The sequence below is a fragment of the Paraburkholderia ginsengiterrae genome (genome assembly GCF_001645125.1).
GTDB classification, from domain to species: Bacteria; Pseudomonadota; Gammaproteobacteria; order Burkholderiales; family Burkholderiaceae; genus Paraburkholderia; species Paraburkholderia ginsengiterrae.
Map to the genome: position 1 here is coordinate 250,085 of NZ_LXKA01000338.1, position 19,872 is coordinate 269,956.

At 67.0% G+C, this 19,872-nt stretch carries 19 protein-coding genes; all 19 read right to left on the minus strand.

The window, feature by feature from the left end; genetic code table 11:
* Positions 1-100: 100 nt before the first annotated feature.
* Positions 101-1,099 carry a WD40/YVTN/BNR-like repeat-containing protein gene (locus tag A6V37_RS27910; RefSeq protein WP_064271649.1) on the minus strand — a complete coding sequence of 333 codons (999 nt, stop codon included), beginning with the start codon at positions 1,097-1,099 and terminating at the stop codon, positions 101-103.
* Positions 1,100-1,297: 198 nt separating this feature from the next.
* Entirely contained in the window at positions 1,298-2,503 is a 1,206-nt protein-coding gene (locus tag A6V37_RS27915; protein ID WP_064286503.1) for an acetyl-CoA C-acyltransferase, read from the minus strand.
* Positions 2,504-2,534: 31 nt separating this feature from the next.
* A complete protein-coding gene (locus A6V37_RS27920) occupies positions 2,535-3,008 on the minus strand; it encodes a MaoC family dehydratase (RefSeq protein WP_082902906.1) in 474 nt (157 codons plus the stop codon).
* Positions 3,009-3,028: 20 nt separating this feature from the next.
* Complete coding sequence (locus A6V37_RS27925; RefSeq protein ID WP_064271651.1) at positions 3,029-3,832, minus strand: SDR family oxidoreductase; 804 nt, start codon at positions 3,830-3,832, stop codon at positions 3,029-3,031.
* Positions 3,829-5,034 (minus strand): acyl-CoA dehydrogenase family protein, encoded by a 1,206-nt coding sequence (locus A6V37_RS27930; protein ID WP_064271652.1) that lies wholly within the window; start codon positions 5,032-5,034, stop codon positions 3,829-3,831. Before A6V37_RS27930 ends, A6V37_RS27925 begins: the two co-directional genes overlap by 4 nt.
* A complete protein-coding gene (locus A6V37_RS27935; RefSeq protein ID WP_064271653.1) occupies positions 5,034-6,278 on the minus strand; it encodes an acyl-CoA dehydrogenase family protein in 1,245 nt (414 codons plus the stop codon). The genes A6V37_RS27930 and A6V37_RS27935 overlap by 1 nt, the downstream gene beginning before the upstream one ends.
* A 4-nt stretch (positions 6,279-6,282) precedes the next feature.
* A complete protein-coding gene (locus A6V37_RS27940) occupies positions 6,283-7,158 on the minus strand; it encodes an SDR family oxidoreductase (protein ID WP_064286504.1) in 876 nt (291 codons plus the stop codon).
* 26 nt (positions 7,159-7,184) lie between these two features.
* Complete coding sequence (locus A6V37_RS27945; protein WP_064271655.1) at positions 7,185-8,336, minus strand: acetyl-CoA C-acetyltransferase; 1,152 nt, start codon at positions 8,334-8,336, stop codon at positions 7,185-7,187.
* Positions 8,336-9,397, minus strand: coding sequence for an acyl-CoA dehydrogenase family protein (locus A6V37_RS27950; protein WP_064286505.1), 1,062 nt, complete (start codon positions 9,395-9,397; stop codon positions 8,336-8,338). Before A6V37_RS27950 ends, A6V37_RS27945 begins: the two co-directional genes overlap by 1 nt.
* Before the next feature lie 62 nt (positions 9,398-9,459).
* Entirely contained in the window at positions 9,460-10,641 is a 1,182-nt protein-coding gene (locus A6V37_RS27955) for an acyl-CoA dehydrogenase family protein (RefSeq protein ID WP_064271657.1), read from the minus strand.
* The gene (locus A6V37_RS27960) at positions 10,638-11,447 is read right to left on the minus strand and encodes an enoyl-CoA hydratase family protein (protein WP_064286506.1); all 810 of its coding nucleotides are present in this window, start codon (positions 11,445-11,447) and stop codon (positions 10,638-10,640) included. The genes A6V37_RS27955 and A6V37_RS27960 overlap by 4 nt, the downstream gene beginning before the upstream one ends.
* 113 nt (positions 11,448-11,560) lie before the next feature.
* Positions 11,561-12,643: an NAD(P)H-dependent flavin oxidoreductase gene (locus tag A6V37_RS27965; RefSeq protein ID WP_064286507.1), complete on the minus strand. Its 1,083-nt coding sequence runs from the start codon at positions 12,641-12,643 to the stop codon at positions 11,561-11,563.
* On the minus strand, positions 12,640-13,578 hold the full coding sequence (locus tag A6V37_RS27970; protein WP_064271660.1) for an enoyl-CoA hydratase: 939 nt from the start codon (positions 13,576-13,578) through the stop codon (positions 12,640-12,642). The genes A6V37_RS27965 and A6V37_RS27970 overlap by 4 nt, the downstream gene beginning before the upstream one ends.
* Positions 13,579-13,586: 8 nt before the next feature.
* Positions 13,587-14,384: a CoA-transferase subunit beta gene (locus A6V37_RS27975; RefSeq protein WP_064286508.1), complete on the minus strand. Its 798-nt coding sequence runs from the start codon at positions 14,382-14,384 to the stop codon at positions 13,587-13,589.
* A 10-nt stretch (positions 14,385-14,394) separates the two neighbouring features.
* A complete protein-coding gene (locus A6V37_RS27980; RefSeq protein ID WP_064271662.1) occupies positions 14,395-15,279 on the minus strand; it encodes a CoA transferase subunit A in 885 nt (294 codons plus the stop codon).
* A 6-nt stretch (positions 15,280-15,285) separates the two neighbouring features.
* A complete protein-coding gene (locus A6V37_RS27985) occupies positions 15,286-16,182 on the minus strand; it encodes a VOC family protein (protein WP_064271663.1) in 897 nt (298 codons plus the stop codon).
* 76 nt (positions 16,183-16,258) lie between these two features.
* Positions 16,259-17,908 carry a FadD3 family acyl-CoA ligase gene (locus tag A6V37_RS27990; protein WP_064286519.1) on the minus strand — a complete coding sequence of 550 codons (1,650 nt, stop codon included), beginning with the start codon at positions 17,906-17,908 and terminating at the stop codon, positions 16,259-16,261.
* Between the two features lie 67 nt (positions 17,909-17,975).
* Entirely contained in the window at positions 17,976-19,085 is a 1,110-nt protein-coding gene (locus tag A6V37_RS27995) for a ferredoxin--NADP reductase (RefSeq protein ID WP_064271665.1), read from the minus strand.
* A gap of 11 nt (positions 19,086-19,096) precedes the next feature.
* A complete protein-coding gene (locus A6V37_RS28000; protein WP_064286509.1) occupies positions 19,097-19,861 on the minus strand; it encodes an SDR family oxidoreductase in 765 nt (254 codons plus the stop codon).
* Between the last annotated feature and the right edge of the window lie 11 nt (positions 19,862-19,872).

Genomic DNA, 19,872 nt, shown 5'->3' on the forward strand with positions numbered 1-19,872 from the left:
AGCGTGTGGCGATAGAGCGGTGAATCGGTAACTGCGTGGTAACTGCGTGGAAACTGCGCGATAACAGCGCGCCAATAGCGCAGCGAACCAGCCCGTGTCCTCAGGACGACGGCGCGCCGGTCGCGGCAGGGGCCGCCTGAGACCGCGGCACCACGGGCAACAGGGCCACGCCTGCTTCGCCGCCGAGCGCCAGTTCGCCATGTCCGGCATCGACCACCGCCGCGAGGCTCTGCACGCCGCCGACCTTGCGAACCGCGTAGGTCAGGCCGCCGTCGCGCGAGGTGACGATCGCGCCGCCCTGGCCGACCAGCACCAGCTCGCCGTCGGCCAGTTGCACGGCGCCGAAGTACGAGGTGCCGACGTGGCTGTCCACATGGGTCCACGTGTCGCCCTGGTCGGTGCTGCGCAGCACGTTGCCGCGCATGCCGTACGCGATCCAGTCGCCGTCGGCGAGCTTCAGCACGCCGAAGAGCGACCCTTGATACGGGACGGGGCGCTTCTCCCACGTCGCGCCGTTATCGGTGGAGCGCAACAAGGTGCCGGTTTCGCCGGCGATCATCAGGCGGCCGGTGGCGTCGCCGGCAATCGCGTTCAGGTGACGGTCGTCGGTGGGGGTTTTTTGCTGGGTCCACGTGGCGCCCGCATCGTGCGAGACGAACAGCTGGCCGAAGCTGCCTGTCACGAAGACGAGACCGTCCGCGTTGCCCCACACGGACAGCAGCGGATCCGAATGCTTGTGGTCGAAGCGCACCTCGTTCCAGTGCGCGCCGCCGTCGACCGTCCGCAAGATCCAGCCGTCATGACCGACCGCGATGCCAATCAGCGGCGAGATGAAGAACACTTGCGTAAGCGCCGAGGCTTCGTCGGTGGTCACGGCGGCCTGGCGCCACGACGCGCCCGCGTCGTCGCTCAGCAGGATCACGCCGCGCTCGCCTACCGCGACGAGCCGCGTGCCGGCTTTGGCCACGCCATTGATCTGCAGGCGATCGGCCTGAATGGTGGTCGCCGCAAAAGCCGGCACCGGGCGAGGCGAGAAGGCGAACAACGCCGCGCCCAGCACGGCCGCCGAGAGCAGCAAGCCGGGTATTGTCGATTTCATTTTTTGTCTCCTGTCGACGAGAGTTGGCGCTTTAGCTGTCGACTGGAGTTCGCGCTTCAGCGCGTTACTCCAGTCCCATGCAAAGCTCTCTACTCTCGTCCCATGCAAAGCTGTCGACCAGAGTCGGCGCTTTAGCTGTCGACTGGAGTTCGCGCTTTAGCGCGTTACTCCAGTCCCATGCAACGCTCCGATCGCGATCTACGCCGCTGTTTCGAAGAGCGCCGCGGCGCCCATGCCGCCGCCGATGCACATCGTCACGACGACATAGCGCACGCCACGCCGCCGCGCTTCGATTAGCCCGTGCATCGTCATGCGCGTGCCCGACATGCCGAACGGATGCCCCACCGCGATCGCCCCGCCGTTCACGTTCAGGCGATCCGAAGGAATCCTCAGCTGATCGCGGCAGTAGATCACCTGGCACGCGAACGCCTCGTTCATTTCCCAGAGGCCAATGTCGTTCACCGTGAGCTTGTGCCGTTCCAGCAGCTTCGGCACCGCGAGCGCCGGGCCGATTCCCATCTCGTCCGGGTCGCAGCCGGCCACCGCCAGTCCGCGGTAGATGCCGAGCGGCGCGAGGCCGCGCCGCTTCGCTTCAGCAGCGCTCATCACCACCACCGCGGCTGCACCATCGGACAACTGCGACGCGTTGCCCGCCGTGATGAACTCACCCTGCGCCACCGCCTCACCGCCGCTCCACACCGGTTTGAGCGCGGCCAGACTCTCGGCCGTAGTATCGGCGCGATTGCATTCGTCGCGCGTGGCGCGCACGTTTTCGCTGCCCGTCTGCTTGCCTTCCTTGTCGAACAGCGCCCGCTGCACGTCGAGCGGTACGATTTCCTCATCGAAGCGGCCCGCTGCCTGCGCCGCCGCCGTGCGCTGCTGGCTCGTCAGCGCGTCCTCGTCCTGGGCCTCGCGCGGAATACCGTAGCGGCGCGACACGACTTCCGCCGTCTCGATCATCGCCATATACGCGGCGCTGTGATGCGCGAGCACGGCGTTCGAGCGGGCCCGGTAGGCATTCTTGTGCTTGTTCTGCGTGAGCGTGATCGATTCGACGCCGCCCGCTATCACGATGCGTGAGTCACCGCTGCCGATGCTCTGTGCGGCGGTGGCGATCGTCATCAGGCCCGACGAGCACATGCGGTCCATCGCCATGCCCGGCACCGAGGTGGGCAATCCCGCCGCCGCGGCCGAAAGGCGGCCGATGTTGTAGCCCTGCGTGCCCTGCTGCGCGGCGCAGCCCATCAGCACGTCGTCGATGTCGGCGCCTTCGAGCTGCGCGCGCTCCATCGCCGCGCGCACGACATGGCCGCCTAACGCGGGCGCTTCGGTATCGTTGAACACACCGCGATACGCTTTACCGATCGGTGTGCGTGCAACCGAGACGATGACCGCTTCGTTCATGAGCTATTTCCTCTACGGGTTCTACAGATTTCTACAGGTAGTAACGGCTGATGGTGTCGGCCACGCAACCGGGTTTGGGCTCGCCTTCGATCTCGACGCTCACGCGTATCCACGCCTGCACGCCGCCCTCGAACGCTTCGGCGCGCAACAGTTCGCCCACGCCGCGAATGCGCGCGCCCACCCTCACCGGCGCGGGGAAGCGGATCTTGTCGCAGCCATAGTTGACGCCGAGCCGCGCGCCGTCGATGCGCACGATCTGCGGCAGAAAGAAATTGACGAGCGAGAGCGTGAGGAAACCGTGCGCGATGCACGCGCCGAACGGGCCCTGCTGTGCGCGTTCGGCATCCACGTGGACCCATTGATGATCCAGGGTCGCGTCGGCGAACTGGTTGATGCGCGCCTGATCGACCTGCATCCACGCACTTTCGCCGAGCGTCTGCCCGACCGCCGCGATCAGTTCATCTGGATGAGCGAACACGCGCGCAGGCAGCAGGGTGTCGGACATATCAGCCATGGCACGCTCCCTCACGCATGCTGACTGCTGACCGACAGCACTTCGCCGGTCATGTACGACGCGTAGTCGCTTGCCAGAAAGACCATCACGTTCGCCACCTCCCACACTTCGGCGGCGCGTCCGAATGCTTCGCGCGACGCCAGTTGATCGAGCAGATCGGCCGAAGCCGACTTCTTCAGAAAATCGTGCAACGCAATGCTGGGCGCCACGGCGTTGATGCGCACACCGTACGGCGCGGCTTCCAGCGCGGAGCAGCGCGTGAGCGCCATGACTCCGGCCTTGGCCGCCGCGTAGTGCGCCTGTTCCGCCTGCGCGCGCCAGCCGAGCACCGACGCGTTGTTGACGATCACGCCATGGCCGCGCTGCTGCATGTGCGGCAGCATCGCCCGCGTCATCCGGAAGGTGCCCGTGAGGCTAATGTCGATCACCCGCGACCATTCGGCATCGTCCATTTCGACTATGCGGCGCGAGCCGCCTAGCCCGGCGTTGTTGATCAGCACGTCGACGCCTTGCAGCTTGTCCTCGGCATCGGCCACCAGCGCGCGCACCTCGTCTTCCACCGCGACGTTGCACAGACGCCCGTAAATGGCCTGCAAGCCGGTTTCCGCGCGCAAGGTCTCGATCGCCTGCGCGAGGCGCCTTTCGTGGATGTCGGAGATAAAGAGCGCGCGGCAGCCCTCTTCCGCGCAACGTTTGGCGGCGGCAAAACCGATCCCCACGCCGGCGGCCGCCGTAATCAGCACGGATTTGCCGGCCAGCAGTTGATGGCCCGGCACATAAGCGGGCGCGGTCCGCACCGTTTGAGACTCGTTCATAGCGTTCCTCTGGGTTCCTTCGGCATGCCGAGCCCGCGCTCGGCCATGATGTTGAGCTGGATTTCGTTGGTGCCCGCGTAAATCGTGTCGGCCCGCGAGAACAGGAAAACGCCTTGCAGACGGCTGCGTTTGGCGTCGTCGGCGGCGAGCAGGTTGGCGTCTGGGCCGAGCACGTCCATTGCCAGTTGGCCCAGTTCGCGGTGCCAGTTCGACCAGTAGTACTTGTAGATCAGCGCTTCGCGGCCTAATGCGCCACCCGCAGCGCCACCCGCCGCATCGTCGGCGCCGGCCAGCATGCGCAGCGCGTTGTAGCGCATCACGCGCAAGCCGGCCCACGCCCGGGCAATGCGTTGCCGGATCACGGCGTCGTGCGCGACGCCCGCTTCGCGAGCCGCGTCGATCACCCACTCCAGTTCACGGATGAACTGCATCTGCTGGCCCAGCGTGGACATGCCCCGCTCGAAGCCGAGCAAGGTCATCGCGATGCGCCAGCCGTCGCCGGGCGCACCGACCAGATCTTCAGCCGCTGCAAGTGCGCCGTCGAAGAACACCTCGTTGAACTCGGCGCCGCCGTTCAGTTGTTTGATCGGACGAATCTCGATACCGGGTTGATCGAGCGGCATCAGCAGGAACGACAGCCCGCGATTGCCACGCGATTCCGGATCAGTGCGCGCGACCACGAAGATCCAGTCGGAGTCGTGCGCGAGCGAGGTCCAGACCTTCTGGCCGTACACGCGCCAGTTGCCCGCGTCGTCGCGCACGGCGCGCGTGCGGATGTTCGCGAGGTCCGAGCCCGCGCCCGGTTCCGAATAGCCCTGGCACCAGAACTGCGTGCCGTTGAGGATGCCGGGCAGGAAGCGCCGGCGCTGATCGTCCGTGCCGCAGGCAATCAGCGTCGGGCCGAGCAGGCCCTCGCCGATGTGCCCCATGCGGCCGGGGCCGCCGGCACGCGCGTATTCCTCATGGAAGATCACCTGCTCCGCCACCGTGAGGGCGCGGCCGCCTTGATCCGCCGGCCAGCCCAGCCCGGTCCAGCCGCCGGCCGCCAGTTCGCGCTCCCATTGCTTGCGCAGCGCCGGATAGGCTTCTTCGTCGCCGGGACCGCCGCGGTACTTCAGGCAAGCGAACTCACCGCTCAGATGCGTGTGCATCCAGTTGGCGACTTCGACCCGCAGACGCTGATATTGCGTTTCGCTGTTCATCAAAGGACTCCTGCGAGCACGTTTTGCGCTTGAGCGGCGTGATCGCCGTGATCCAGCGCCACCGCCTCGACACCGGACCCGCCGCGATCCATCGCCAGTTGCGCGATGAACGACAACATCTGCGAGGTCGTGCCGAACATCGCGCTCGCGGCCTGCGCCCGCTTGAAATACAGTTGCGGGTCGTATTCCCATGTGAAGCCGACCCCGCCATGCAATTGAATCGCTTCCTGCGAGCAGAAGCGAAACGCGTCGTTGGCGGTGGCTTTCGCGGCGGCGATATCGGCGAGCACGTCGTGCTCGATGGAGGCCGCGCCCTGAGTCCAGGTCTGAGCCCACGCCTGGGCCGCGCCGAGCACCGCGGAACGGCTCGCCTCGATCTCGACCATCATCTGCGCGCAACGGTGCTTGACCGCCTGAAACGACGCGATTGCGCGGCCAAACTGCACGCGCTCCGCGGTGTACGCCAGCGTGAGGTCGAGGCATTGCTGCGCGCCGCCCACCTGTTCGGCGGCCAGCGCCAACGCCGCGAACCACGCGGTATGCGAGAGCGCGCGTTGCGCGTTGCGGCCAACTGCGAGCAATGCGGAACGCGGCACATCGACCGCGCGTAGTTCGAGCCGGGCAAGCGGACGCGTCGCGTCCAGCGTGACGAGCGGCGTGCGCGTCAGCCCCGCGATGTCCGCGCCCTGAAGCGCGAACAGCCCGAGCGCCTGCGCTTCATTCGCGATGCGCGCGGGAACCAGCAGCAGATCGGCGCTCGAGCCGTCGACCACCTGCTCCAGCGTGCCCGACAGCCGGTAGCCCTGCGCGGTCTCTTCGGCGTGAAGCGACACCGTGGGCGCGCCGCCGTCGAATCCGCTGGACAGGGACAGCGCGAGCGTCGCGCTCGACTCTCCGCTTGCAATCCGTGCGAGCTGTTCGCGCGCCGCTTCGGCATCGCACAGCGCCAATGCCGTCGCCGCCAGACAGACCGTGCCGAAGTAAGGCACGCAGGCGAGCCGCCGGCCCATCTGCTCCATCATCAGCACCAGTTCCGTGGCGCCGAGACCCGCACCGCCCGACGCTTCCGGCACGGTGAGCCCGCACCAGCCGAGCTCATCCGCGAGCGTGCGCCACAACGCCTCGTCGCGGCCCGCCTGCTGTTCGATCGCGTGCCGCACGGCCGCCGACGCGCTGCGCTCGGCCAGCACCTCGGCCGCCGCGTCGCGGATCATGATCTGTTCTTCGGAGAGGGCGAGATTCATGACGTCAGCTTCCGTAGACCCGCTGCGCCGGTTCGCGCTCGGCCACCAGCGTCGCCACCGCGCCGCCCACTGCCGTGACTTGCCAGCGCGAGCCGATGTCGACGCGCGGCCCCGTGCGCCAGCCTTCGGCGATCGCGATCATGCCGCCCGCGGCTTCGAACACCTGGCCGGTCACCTCGCGCGATTGCGCGCTGCCGAGCCACACGACCAGCGGAGCAACGTTGGCTGGATCGAAGTAATCGAAACCGTCGGTAGGCTTTTTCATCATGTCGGCGAACACGTCCTCGGTCATCGAGGTCGGCGCCGCGGGCGCCAGCGCATTCACGCGGATGCCATAGCGCTGCAGTTCCGCGGACTGCATCAGCGTGAGCGCCGCAATCGCCGCCTTGGCCGCGCCATAGTTCGACTGGCCGATCGAGCCTTGCAGCCCGGCGCCGGAGCTCGTGTTGATGATCCGCGCATCCATCGCGCGCCCCGCCTTGGACGCCTCGCGCCACTCGCGCGCCAGCAGTTGCGAAAGACAGAAATGCCCGCGCAGATGCACGCGCATGACGTCGTCCCAATCGGCTTCGGTCATGCTGGCGAACATCCGGTCGCGGCAGATGCCCGCGTTGTTCACCAGCACATGAATCTCGCCGAACGCCTCATGGGCGGCGTCGAGAATGCGTTGCGCGGTGTCGCTGCGCGTGATGTCGTCCGAATTGGCGAGCGCGCGTCCGCCCGCTTGCGCGATCTCGTCGCACACGGCTTGCGCGGCATCCCCGCGAATGTCGTTGACCACCACCGCCGCGCCTTCAGCGGCGAACGCCAGTGCATATGCGCGGCCCAGCCCGCCTCCCGCACCGGTGATGATCACGGTGCGCCCGTTGCAGATTCCCATGTTTGACCTCGTAGACGTTGATGCGCTTACAGGCGCTCGATGATCGTGACGTTGGCGAGCCCGCCGCCTTCGCACATCGTTTGCAGGCCGTAGCGGCCTTGCGTGCGTTCGAGTTCGTGCAGCAGGCTCGTCATCAGCCGGGCGCCGGTGGCGCCAAGCGGATGGCCGAGCGCGATCGCGCCGCCGTTCGGATTGGTGCGTTCGTGCGGATAGCGCGTTTCGGCGAGCCACGCGAGTGCAACCGACGCAAACGCCTCGTTGAGTTCCACCACGTCGATGTCATCCAGCGCGAGGCCGGCTTTACGCAGCGCGTGACGCGTCGCCGGAATCGGCGCGGTGAGCATCCACAGCGGGTCGTCGCCGAGCACGCTCAGGTGATGAATGCGGGCGCGCGGCGTGAGGCCGTAGCGCTTGAGCGCGTCTTCGGAGACGATCAGCAACGCGGCGGCGGCATCGCAAGTCTGGCTGGACACGGCCGCCGTCAGCGCACCGCCCGGCATCAGCGGTTCGAGGGAGGCCATCTTCGCGAGCGTGGTGTCCTTGCGCGGCGTCTCGTCGTGTTCGACACCCGCGAACGGCACGATCTCGCGCGCGAAGTAGCCGGCTTCGATCGCGGCCAGCGCGCGCCGGTGACTCTCCAGCGCGTACTGCTCCATGTCCTGACGCGACAGATTCCAGTGGTCCGCGATACGCTGCGCCGCATGAAACTGCGAGACCGGCGCGTCGCCAAAGCGCGCCCGCCAGCCGGTGCTACCCGAGAACGGATCGCTGAACCCGAGCGGCACGGCCGCCGTCATGGCAGACGAAATCGGAATCTGCGTCATGGTCTGCACGCCGCCCGCGATCACCACGTCCTGCGTGCCGCTCATCACCGCCTGGGCGGCGAAATGCACGGCCTGCTGCGATGAACCGCACTGGCGGTCCACCGTCACGCCGGGCACGGTCAACGGCAAGCCCGCCGCGAGCCAGCAGGTGCGGGCGATATTGCCCGCCAGCGGGCCGATCGTATCGACGCAGCCAAACACCACGTCGTCGTAGTCTTCGGCGGGAATCGCGTTGCGTGCGACGAGTTCCTTCAGCACGAAGCCGCCCAGGTCCGCGGCATGCACCTGCGCGAGTCCGCCTTTGCGGCGTCCGGTCGGCGTGCGCAGCGCGTCGACGATATAAGCCTGTTTCATCAGGACTCCAGTTCGAATGTATGGGCCGGGCCGATCGGCGCGCGCGCATCGATCAGCGCGGCGGCGACGCGGGTCTTGTGGAACGTCGTATCGCCCCAGCTGCTCGCCAGCGCCCAGATGCGTTTCATGAAAATCTGCAGATCCAGCTCCCACGTGTAGCCGATCGCGCCGTGCACCTGCATGGCGTGGCGCGCGGCGAGCTGTGCGGCCGCGGTGGCGGCGAGCTTGGCGTGCGACACATGCAGCGCGCGTTGCGGATCGTTATCGGCGATCGCGCAGGCGGCGCGATACACCACCGGTCGCGCGAATTCATAACGGATCGCGACGTCGGCAAGCAGGTGCTTGAGCGCCTGATACGAGCCGATCGGTTTGCCGAACTGCTTGCGCTGCGCGCTGTAGTCGATCGCCACGTCCAGCACGCGCTGCGTCAGGCCGAGCATTTGCGCGGCGACCGCGAACGCGCCACGATCCAGCGCGGCGTCGAGAAGCGGCGCGGCTTCGTCGCGCGATGCCACGCGCGTGCTCGCGGTAGGCTCCCATTCGACTTCGAACAGACGCCGCGAAGGATCGACGCTCTCCACCGCGTTCAACCGGCAAGCGTGCGGCGTGATCCAGTGCAGCTCCCCGCCGCGCTCGGCCAGCAACACTTGGGCAACGTGCGCGTCGCTGACATACGGATTCACCGGATGCGCAATCGCCGCGCGTGCCGCGCCCGCCGCGATGTCGCGCAACAGCGCGTCGCGCCGCTCGCCGGACGGCAAACCCTGCAGCAGGCCCACGCCCACCAGCGCCGTATCGAGCAGCGGTTCGGGACTCGCGAAATACCCGTAGGTCTGCGCGAGCTGCGCCCACTCCACCTCACCCAGCCCCATGCCGTCGTGACTTTCCGGCACGGAGAGCGCCGTCAGCCCCTGCTCGGCAAACAGCTTCCAGATGCTGTCCGAGCGGCCCGTCGGCGTGTTCCACAACTCGCGGATCAGCTCCGGCGTCATCTCCGTCATGAGAAAGCGCCGGACGCTCGTCACCAGCGCTTCCTGATCCTCGTTGAATACGAAATCCATAGTTCCTCGCTCAATCCTTTAAGCGTCTGAATGCATGCCCGATGCGGCGTTCTCAGCCGGCATCACGAGCGCGGCATCCCCAGCATCCGTTCCGCGACGATGTTGCGCTGGATCTCGTTGGTGCCCGCATAGATCGGCCCGGCCTGCGCGAACAGAAAACCATCGAGCCAGTTGCCGAGCGCGTCATGTTGTTCGCGCGAGTTCGGCACCACTTCGCCGCGCGCACCGAGAATGTCGAGCGCGGTCTGATGCATGCGCAGATCGAGCTCGGACCAGAACACCTTGTTGGTGCTCGACTCCGCGCCGATATGGCCGCCCTTCTGCAGGCGGCTGGCGGTCGCGTAGGTCGAGAGCGCGTAGGCCTGCGCGTCCATCCACGCGCTAATCACGCGTTCGCGCAAGGTCGGATCGCGATCGGCGTGGGCCTGATGCGCCAGATAGAGATCGCGCAGCGCCTCGGCGGTGCGTTGGAAGCGCGCGGGCGAGCGCAGCATCAGGCCGCGCTCGAAACCGGCCGTCGCCATCGCGACTTGCCAGCCCATGCCTTCGCCGGCGAGGCGGTTGCCGACCGGCACTCGCACGTCGTCGAAGAAAATCTCCGCGAAACCGGTCTGGCCGTTCAACTGGCGGATCGGCCGCACGGTGATGCCGGGCGTGGAGAGCGGCACCATCAGGAAAGTCAGGCCGTGATGGCGCGTGGATTGCGGATCGCTGCGAAAGAGGCCAAACAGCCAGTCGGCCCAGACCGCGCGTGTCGACCAGATCTTCTGGCCGTTGAGGATGTACTCGTCGCCCGTTCCGCCGTCGCTGCGGATCGCACTCGCGCGGATCGCCGCCATGTCCGAGCCCGCGTTCGGTTCGGACCAGCCCTGCGCCCACACGTGCTCGCCCGCCGCCATGGCGGGCAGGAAGCGGGCCTTCTGCTCGTCGGTGCCGAAGTCCATCAGCGTCGGGCCGAGCAGAAAAATGCCGTTCTGATTCACCCGCATTGGCGCATCGGCGCGCCAGTATTCTTCTTCGAAGATCAGCCACTCGATCAGATCGCAGCCGCGCCCGCCCAGCTCACGCGGCCACGTCACCATGCTCCAGCGGCCCGAATGCAGCGTGCGCTCCCACGCGCGATGCGCGGCGAAGCCTTCTTCGGTGTCGAAGCTCGGCAGCGGCTCGCGCGGCACATGATCGGCGAGCCAGTCGCGAATCTCGGCGCGAAACGCGCGTTGTGCCGGTGTGTATTCGAGTTTCATGCGCGCGCTCCGGCCTGGCGTTCGGTGTCGCTGAACTGCGCGTCACGTTTTTCGACGAAGGCCGAGCGTGCTTCGGCGGAATCGTTCGTCATATACGCCTGCAGCGTGAAGCCCTGCTCCCAGCGGTATTTGTCTTCGAGGTCGCCGTCTTCCACGCCGTTGAGCGCCTCCTTGGCGAGTTGCAGCATCGCCGGGCTCTTGGCGGCGATCTTGCGCGCCAGCTCGAAGGCCGCGTCACGCAACTGCTCGCGCGGCACGACGCGTTCGACCGCGCCGAGGCGATAGGCCTCGGCGGCGTCGACCATCTCGCCGGTGAAGTACATCGCGCGCACTTTCTGCACGCCGAACATGCGCTGCAGATGCGCGCCGCCGCCCATCGCGCCGCGGTCGATCTCGGGCACGCCAAAGCGCGCACATTCCGACGCGACGATCACGTCCGCCGCGCCGCAGATGCCGATCCCGCCGCCCAGCACAAAGCCGTGCACGGCGACGATCACCGGTTTCGGATTGCGGTGCACGGCGCGAAAGGTTGCGTAGTTGCCGGCGTTGACCGACACGATCCGCTCCGGATGCGCGGCCAGTTCCTTGATGTCGACGCCCGCGCAGTCGCCGCGCCCCGCGCCGCGCAGGACGATCACGTGTACGCTGTCGTCGCGGCCGAGTGCGTCGATCGCGTCGGCGAGCGCCCGCCAGCCACGCGAGTCGAGTGCATTGACGGGCGGCTGATCGATCACCAGCTCGCCGATTCCGCCTTCGCGTTCGATCCTGAACGGCAGCGAGCGGACGCTATTGATGGGTTCTGTCATGTCTCCGTCCCTGGTGTTTGATGTGGGTTTGTTTTACGAGCTCACGTGCTGGGTCGCGCGCGGCCCGGTGCGGTGACGCATACGTTGGCGCGTGCGCGGCGTCATAGGTTGATTCACGCGTGAACCGGTATGCCGCGCATGGCGGCCAGCGCGTCGAGCCGCGCCACCGCTTCGTCGACAATGCGGGCAATCACGCTTTCGCACGGCTCGATCGCGCCGATCACCGCCGCGACCTGGCCGCTCGGCAGCACGCCTTCGTCCGGTGCGCCGTCGACGATCGCGCGCTGGATCAGAAACGGCGCGTTCGCCGCCATCAGCGTCTGGCTCGCGGTGTAGCTGTGCTCGCGCAGTGCCTTGAGTCCGAGCGACGCCATCTGCGCGAAGCTCATGCCGCTCTGGCGGCGCCACGCTTCCGCCGTGCGCAGCGCGAACAGCGTGCGGCGCAGCGGGCCGAAGCCTTCCAGACGCAGCAGGTAGGGGTTGTCGATCATGCGTTGCGGCAAGCCGTCGAGCGCAGCCGACACGCGAATCTGCGACGGGTCGTTGACCGCCACGTAACGTTCGAGCGTCGCGCGCGGCACGGGCGACTCTTCGGTCATCAGGAAGCGCGTGCCCATCGCGATGCCGGCCGCGCCGTAGCCGAGCGCGGCGGCGAGGCGGCGTCCATCGAAGAAGCCGCCCGCGGCGATCACCGGCACGTTCACGGCATCCAGCACGCGCGGCAGCAGCAGCGTGGTCGGCACCGAGCCCGTGTGGCCGCCGCCTTCCGCGCCCTGCACCGTCACCGCATCGGCGCCGAGTTCGACGGCTTTCTGCGCATGCTTCGGCGCGCCGACGGTCGGAATGCACATCACGCCCGCGTCCTTGAAACGTCGGATCGTTTTCGCGTCCGGTCCGCGTCCGTAACTCACGGCGCGCAGCTTGTGCTTGATCGCCAGATCGACGACCTGTGCCGCGTTCGGCTGGAACATATGGAAGTTGATGCCGAAGGGCCGGTCCGTGAGTTCCTTCACGCGCAGAATTTCGGCCTCCACACGGTCTGCTTCGAGCGTCGCGCCGGCGAGAAAGCCGAAGCCGCCCGCGTTGCAGGTAGCGGCCACGAGGCGAGCATCGGCGACCCAACCCATCGCCGTCTGCACGATCGGATAGCGGCAGCCGAGCAGATCGCACAGCGGCGTATGCAGGGCCGCGCTCATGCGCGTTCTCCGTTTGCGGCCGCCGTGGCGTTCGCTGTGGCGGCATGATCGGCGCTTGCGGGCGTGGCGCGTTGCGAGTCGGCCATCTTGCGGGCGTCGTAGCCGCCGAGCTTGTCGCCGCTCACCAGTTCGTTGTGAGCATGCGCGAAGTGATGCCATGCGAAGGCCGCGTCCATCGCCGCGCGCTTGCCCTGCAATTCTTCGACGTGATTCACGGCCTGCTTGGTCAGCGTGAGGCCGAGCCTCGGCATGCGCGCGATCTTTGCGGCGACCTCCGTGACGGTGTCCTGCAAACGTTCGCGCGGCACGACGCGATTGACCATGCCCATCTGATACGCGCGCGCCGCGTCCATGCGTTCGCCGAGAAACAGAAATTCCTTGGCGATGCGCGGATTCAACTCATACGCATGCGCGAAATATTCGACACCGGGAATCCCCATGCGTACGACCGGGTCGGAGAAGAACGCGTCGTCCGAGGCAACGATCAGATCGCACACCCACGCCAGCATCAAACCGCCTGCCACGCACGCGCCCTGCACCATCGCAATGGTCGGCTTGGGCAGATCGCGCCAGCGGCGGCACATGCCGAGATACACCTCCTGCTCGCGGGCGTAGAGAAACTCGCCGCCTTCCTTGCCCACATGGTCGTACCAGAGCGAGGTCCGCTCGAACGACTGGTTGATGTCGCGGCCCGGCGTGCCAATATCGTGGCCCGCCGAGAAGTGCTTGCCCGCGCCCGCCAGCACGATGACTTTCACCGCGTCGTCGTTCGAGGCACGCTTGAAGGCCGCATCGAGCGCATACGTCATTTTCGAGTTCTGCGCGTTGTGATACTCGGGGCGGTTCATCGTGATGGTCGCGATGCCGTCGCTCACGCGGTACTCGACCACGTTGTCGCCCGCTTCCGTTGCTGCCGTGGATGGTTGATTCGACATGACGTCCCTCACACGCGGCGCGGCGCAGGGTTGTTGCGCACAACAGTCGCACGCAGGTTGTGGGGGTCGAGCGAGCGCACGATGCGCAGATCGTCCGCTGTCGGGGGCGGCGTCACCTGCATCTCGGGATGCGCGAGCAACGGGAAACCGGTCACGTCCTGCACTTCGTCGAAGCTCACGCCCGGATGCAGCGAACGCACCTGGACCGCGTGGTCCGGCCCGCCGAAGTCCATCACGCACAGATCGGTGATGATGCTGCGCAGATCGGTGAAGGCACGCATGCCCGGAATCTCGCGGGCCGGGTTGTAGCCCACGCTGCACACCATGTCCACTTCACCGGCCACGAAGGTGCGCTTGCCATGCCCGCTCACGAAGAACGAATTCGCGTGATTGATGCTGTTGCCCGGAAAACCGCGTGCGCCAAGCAATTGCGTTTTCGGCTTTGAATAGTCATCGCCGAGCCAAGAGATGTTGGCCTGCCCGAAGCGGTCGATCTGTGTCGGCATCACCAGCGCGTGGCGCCTGCCGTGCCACACGCAATCGAACACCCGCTCGTAGGTCATCAGGCCCGAGGCCTCGACGCGATAGCCCGCTTCGCGCGGCCCGAGCGGGACCGGGTTTTCGACCAGATAGGCCTCGCCGTCGGTGAGCATCAGCCCGGCGTTGTACGCGAGACACGCGAGCCCCGCGGCGAGGCGCGGGCCCGTGCCGATGCCGGTTGCCAGCACTTCGCCGTCGTCGCGCCAGACGCGCGCCGCGGCGGTGATCATGAGTTCAGCCAGGGAATAATCGAGAGAGTCGCTCATCTGCGCTCCATTACAGAATCGGCAACGGCAACGCCGCCACATGGGACCGGCCGCCTGCGCGTTGCAGATAGCCCGCTTCGTCGGTGCCTACCACGTCCTTCAGATAAGCGGCGGTTTGTGCGTCGCCCTCCGCGCTCGCGCAGTACGCCTTCAGTTGCGGCAAATCCCAGCCATAGGCCGGCGCGCACGAAGTCGGATGCGCGCCGCACGGCGCGTGCACCACGCCGCTCACGAGCGAGCGTTCGAAGGTGTTGCGGCGCGCGAGATCGAGCTCACTGCTGGCGAGCGACTCCACCACCGTCTCGCTGCTGACGAAACACTTCTTCGCCGCGCGCGCGAACCAGGCGTCGAAGAACGGATCCGGACCGTCGATACGCGTATTGCCCAGCTGGTCCGCCGCATTCACGTGCAGCAGCGCGGCGTCGAGTTCGAGCGCGGGCATGGCGAGCAGCGTCTCGCCGCCATAAGGCGACGTCACGGTGCGCAAATGCGGCGCGTGCTTGAGCAGATCGGTGCCGAGCCCAACACGCGTGGGCAGGAACGGCAAGCGCGCGGCAGCGGCCCTCAGGCCGAGTTGCAGCATGCCTTCGTCGAGTTCCCAGACGTCGACCGCGCCCTGTTCACGCGCCCGGCGGAAATGCGGTTCCAGCGGAATCACGTCGAGCGAGACAAAGCCGAACACGACCTTGCGCACCTTGCCCGCCGCGCACAGCAGGCCGACATCGGGGCCGCCATACGCGACCACCGTCAGGTCCTTCAGATTCGAGCGGACGATTTCGCGCACCAGCGCCATCGGCTTGCGGCGCGGACCCCAGCCGCCAATGCCGATGGTCATGCCGTCGGCGAGTTGCGCGACCACGTCGCGCGCACTGAGTTGTTTGTCGAGTGTGTTCATATCGGTCTAGCGGAATCCCACGCTGAAGTCATGTCCCCACAGGCTCACGCGCGTCGCCTCGTAGACGCTGTGCTGCGCCCAGTCGACCGTCAGGCCGCCGTAGCCGTATTCCAGATCGAAGCCGCCGGGCGTCTTCATGTAGAACGAGATCATGTGGTCGTTGCAATGGCGCCCGAGCGTCGCGGAGAGCTTCACGTCTTGCGCCGCCACGCGGTCGAGCGCGCGGCCCACTTCATCCATGGAATCGACTTCGGCCATCACGTGAATGCAGCCGGATGGCACCGCCAGGTCCATGATCGCGAGGCTGTGGTGGCGCGCGTTCTTGCAATGCAGGAAGTGGATGCGCTTTTCGGGCTCGGCCGGATCGTCGGTAAAGCGCACGCGGAAGATGTCGGAGAGTTCGAACCCCATCACGTTGCGCAGGAACGCATCGGTGGCGTCGAAGTGCGGCGCGGGCAGCACAGCGTGACCCAGGCCCATCGAACCGGTGACGAAACCCGGCACGCCGAGCGGCGATACGAAGCGGCGGAAATCGGCGCGCACGCCCCAGAAAAACTCGTGCCGGTTGCCGGACGGATCGACGCACCACGCCATCGCCTGCGCGCGGCGCAACGCGGTTTCCGCGGCGCCGGCGCGGACCACTTCTGCTCCGCTCAGTTCCAGCGCGCGGACGGCGTCGTCGAACGCGGCGGCGTCCGGCAATTCCCAGCCGGACGCGAGATAGCGGTCGGTGTCGCCGGGCACGATCAGGTAGCGGAAATCGCGCTCATCCATCTTCAGATACAGCGCGCCGCCCGCGGCGTCCTGCGCCTGCATGCCCAGCACGTTTTCAGCGTAATCGCGCCAGTTGTCGACCTTGGCCGACTGTACGACGACGTAGCCTAAAGCCCGCACATCGATCATCTCCGACTCCTCCAGAAGCTGTTGTTGTCAGGCTTATTCTGGCGGTGCGCGGCGTGGGCAACATCGTCTGTTGGGACTAGCCAGCAGCGGTGTTTTCAGCGGTTTTTCCAAGGGTTTCCGTGCGGGATTCCGACCCTTCGCGCAGGCGATACTTGAGCACCTTGCCGGCCGCGCTGACGGGCAGCTGATCGACCAGCGTGAGGTAGCGCGGCACCTTGTAATTCGCCATGTTCTTGCGGGCCCACTCGATCAGCTCCGTCTCGCTCGCATGCTCGCCCGAGCGCAGCACGACATAGGCGTGCCCCACTTCGCCGAGCCGCTCGTCGGGCACGCCGACCACCGCCACCTGCGCGACCGCCGGGTGTCCGTTGAAGAGGCGCTCGATCTCCGCCGGATAGCAGTTGAACCCACCGACAATGAACATGTCCTTGATGCGGTCCGTTATGCGCAGATAGCCGCGCTCGTCGAGCGTGCCGAGATCGCCCGTGTGCAGCCAGCCTTCGGCGTCGATGGTGTCCAGCGCCGCTTCCTGCGTCGTACCCTGCTGGCCGAAATACCCCTGCATCACGTTGTAGCCGCGAATCTGCACTTCGCCGGTCGCGCCGGCTGGAAGCGTGGCTCCGCCACCGTCCGCGATACGGATCTCGACGCCCGGCATGGCGCGGCCCGAGGTGTGCGCTACGGTTTCGGCATCGTCGCCCTGGCGGCACAGCGTGGCAAAACCGCACGATTCCGTCAGACCATAGCCTGTCACCACCGTCTCGAAACCCAGTTGCGTGCGCATTCTTTCGACGAGGCTCGGCGCAATCGCCGCGGCCCCCGTTACCGCGACGCGCAGCGAGGACAGATCGCGCGCGGCCAGATCGGGTATGTCGAGCAACGCGTGATAGAGCGTCGGCGGCCCCGGCAGCACGGAAACGCGATCGCGCACGATCCGCTCCAGCACCCGCGCCGGGTTGAACACCAGATGCGGCAGCACGGCCGCGCCGCTCGCGAGGGCCGCGAGCCAACCGGCCTTGTAACCGAACGCGTGAAAAAACGGATTGACGATCAGGTAGCGGTCACCCTCGCGTAGCATCACGATCTGCGTCCAGTCATGGATCGCCTGGAGATTCTGGCCGTGCGTGGTCATCACGCCCTTGGGACGCCCCGTCGTGCCGGACGTGAACATGATGTCCATCAGCGTATCGGGGCGCACTGCCGCTTCACGGCCGCGGAACGTTTCCATCGACGTGCCCGCCGCGCGCAGCAAAAACGCCTCCCACGTTTCGTCGCAGCCGGGGCGTTCGCTTGCCGTGTGCTCCGGCTCGCCGTCGAACACGACGATCCGCTCCAGCGACGCCGGGCGGTGCGCGGCCAGCATCGCCGGATACGAATCGCCGAGGAAGGTGCCGCAGCAGAACAGCAGCCGCGCGCCGCTGTCCTCGAGAATCGCGCCGGCTTCGAGGCCCTTCATGCGGGTGTTGATCGGCACCAGCGCCGCGCCCGCGCTATGAATCGCCAGCGCCGCGACGATCCAGTGCGCGACGTTCGGCGCCCAGATCGCGACGCGCTCGCCCGGCCGGATGCCGCAACTGAGCAGCGCGCGCGCGGCCTCGATGCGCGCGGCGTCGAGCTGCGCATAGCTGAGACTGCCCTGCGCCGTTTCGATGGCGATGCGCGTGCCGTAGCGCTCGGCGCCCCGTGCGATCAGCGCGGGCGTCGTCAGAATGTGGTTCAGCGTCATGATGAATTCAATGGAGAGGGTTCGCGGCGCGCGCCACATGCGAACGCTGTGCGTGCGCGCCGTGAACCTAGTCGGGGAAAGCCACGCGCAGCGTCGCGCTGGCCGGTGTGGCACTGCAGGCTAGCGTCCAGCCCTCGGCGAGATCGGCATCGTCGAGCACGTGGTTAGCGGCCAGATTGACCTCGCCCGCGACGACCCGGCACATGCAGGCGCCGCACAGGCCGCTGCGGCACGAGTTGGGCGCCGGTACGTCGGCGCGCAGCATCGCGTCGAGCAAGGTCTCGCCTGGCTCGCTGACGAAGTGGAAACTGGTGCCGTCGAGCATGGTTTCGATTTCGGCGGCTGCGTTGGTGCTGGCGTTGGACTCGACCGAAGCAGAAGCAGAAGCAGAAGCAGAAGCCGCAGCTTCCCCAGCCGCCGCCGCAGCAGGCTCGCCAGCCGAAGGCTTCGCCCCCGTCGCCGGCAAATCCGGCAGCGAAACGAAGCGCTCCACATGCACCTTCGCGCGCGGCAGCCCCAGCGCCAGCATCGCCGCCAGCGCGTTCTCCATGAACAGCGCCGGTCCGCAGATGAAGCACTCCTGCATGCTCCACGGCCGCGCCAGCTCTTCCAGATGACGCTGCTGCGGAATGCCCTGCACGCTGTCGAGCCAGTGAATCACGCGCAGGCGCCCCGCATGCCGCTGACCGAGTTGCCGCAATTCGTCGGCAAAAATCACCGACTCGGCATCGCGATTGGCGTAGATCAGCGTCAGCATGCCGCGCCCGTTCACCAGCGCCGACTTCAGAATCGACAGCACCGGCGTGATGCCGCTGCCGCCGGCGAACAGCAGCAGATCGCCGTCGAGCGAGCGCGGGGTGAAGACGCCGGCCGGCGCCATCACGTCGAGCTCGTCGCCGGGCCGGATGCTGTCGCACATCCAGTTCGACGCGCGCCCGTCACGCACCCGCTTGATGGTGATCTTCGGCGCCTGGTCGATGCCCGGCGCGCTCGAGAGCGAATAACACCGCTGCACGGTTGCCTCGGCGCACGGCACCTTGAGCGTGAGAAACTGCCCCGGGCGATAGCTGAAGGCATCGCGCAGCGCCTGCGGCAGATCGAACACGAAAGAGCGCGCGTCGGCGCTCTCCGCGATCACGTCCGCCACTCTGAGCCGGTGAAAACGCGAATCGGCCATGGCGGGCGAACTCAGGCCACGCCCATGATGAGCTGCGCGTTATCGATCCGGTACTCGCTGCCGTTGATGAAGCGAGATTCGTCCGACGCGAGGAACAGCACCAGATTCGCGATGTCTTCCGGCAAGCACATGCGCGCCTGCGGATCGACCGACTGCGTGAGCGCCGCGCGGGTGCCCTCGGCGGCGCCGAAGTACGGCTCGGTCATCGGCGTGAGAATGCCGTCCGGGTGGATCGTGTTGCAGCGGATCTTGTAGCCCTGCTGCTTGCAATAGCCCGCGATTGCGCGGGTCATCGCCGTCACGGCCCCCTTGCTGGCAGAGTACGCGCAGAACATGCCGAGACCGCCCAGCGCGGCCACCGAAGACATGTTCACGATCGAGCCGCCCTTCTCCTTCATCGCCTTCACGGCCGCGCGGCAGCCGAGAAAGTAGCCTTCCGCGTTGATGCGCAGCACGCGCTGCCATTGTTCGAGCGTGGTGTCCTCGATGTTGCCGAGCAGCAGCACGGCCGCGTTGTTGACCAGCACGTCCGGCGTGCCGAAGGCGTTCTGCGCGGCGCCGAACACGTCGTTCCAGCCCGCTTCAGAGGTAATGTCGTGACGCACGAAGCGCGCCGCGTCGCCGATCTCCGCGGCCACCGCGCGGCCCGCTTCCTCGTTGACGTCGGTCAGCACGACACGCGCGCCTTCACGTGCGAACAGGAGCGCGTCCTGCTTGCCCACGCCGCTCGCAGCGCCCGTCACGATGGCGATCTTGCCCTTGAGTCTGTCTCCCATCTTCGTTCTCT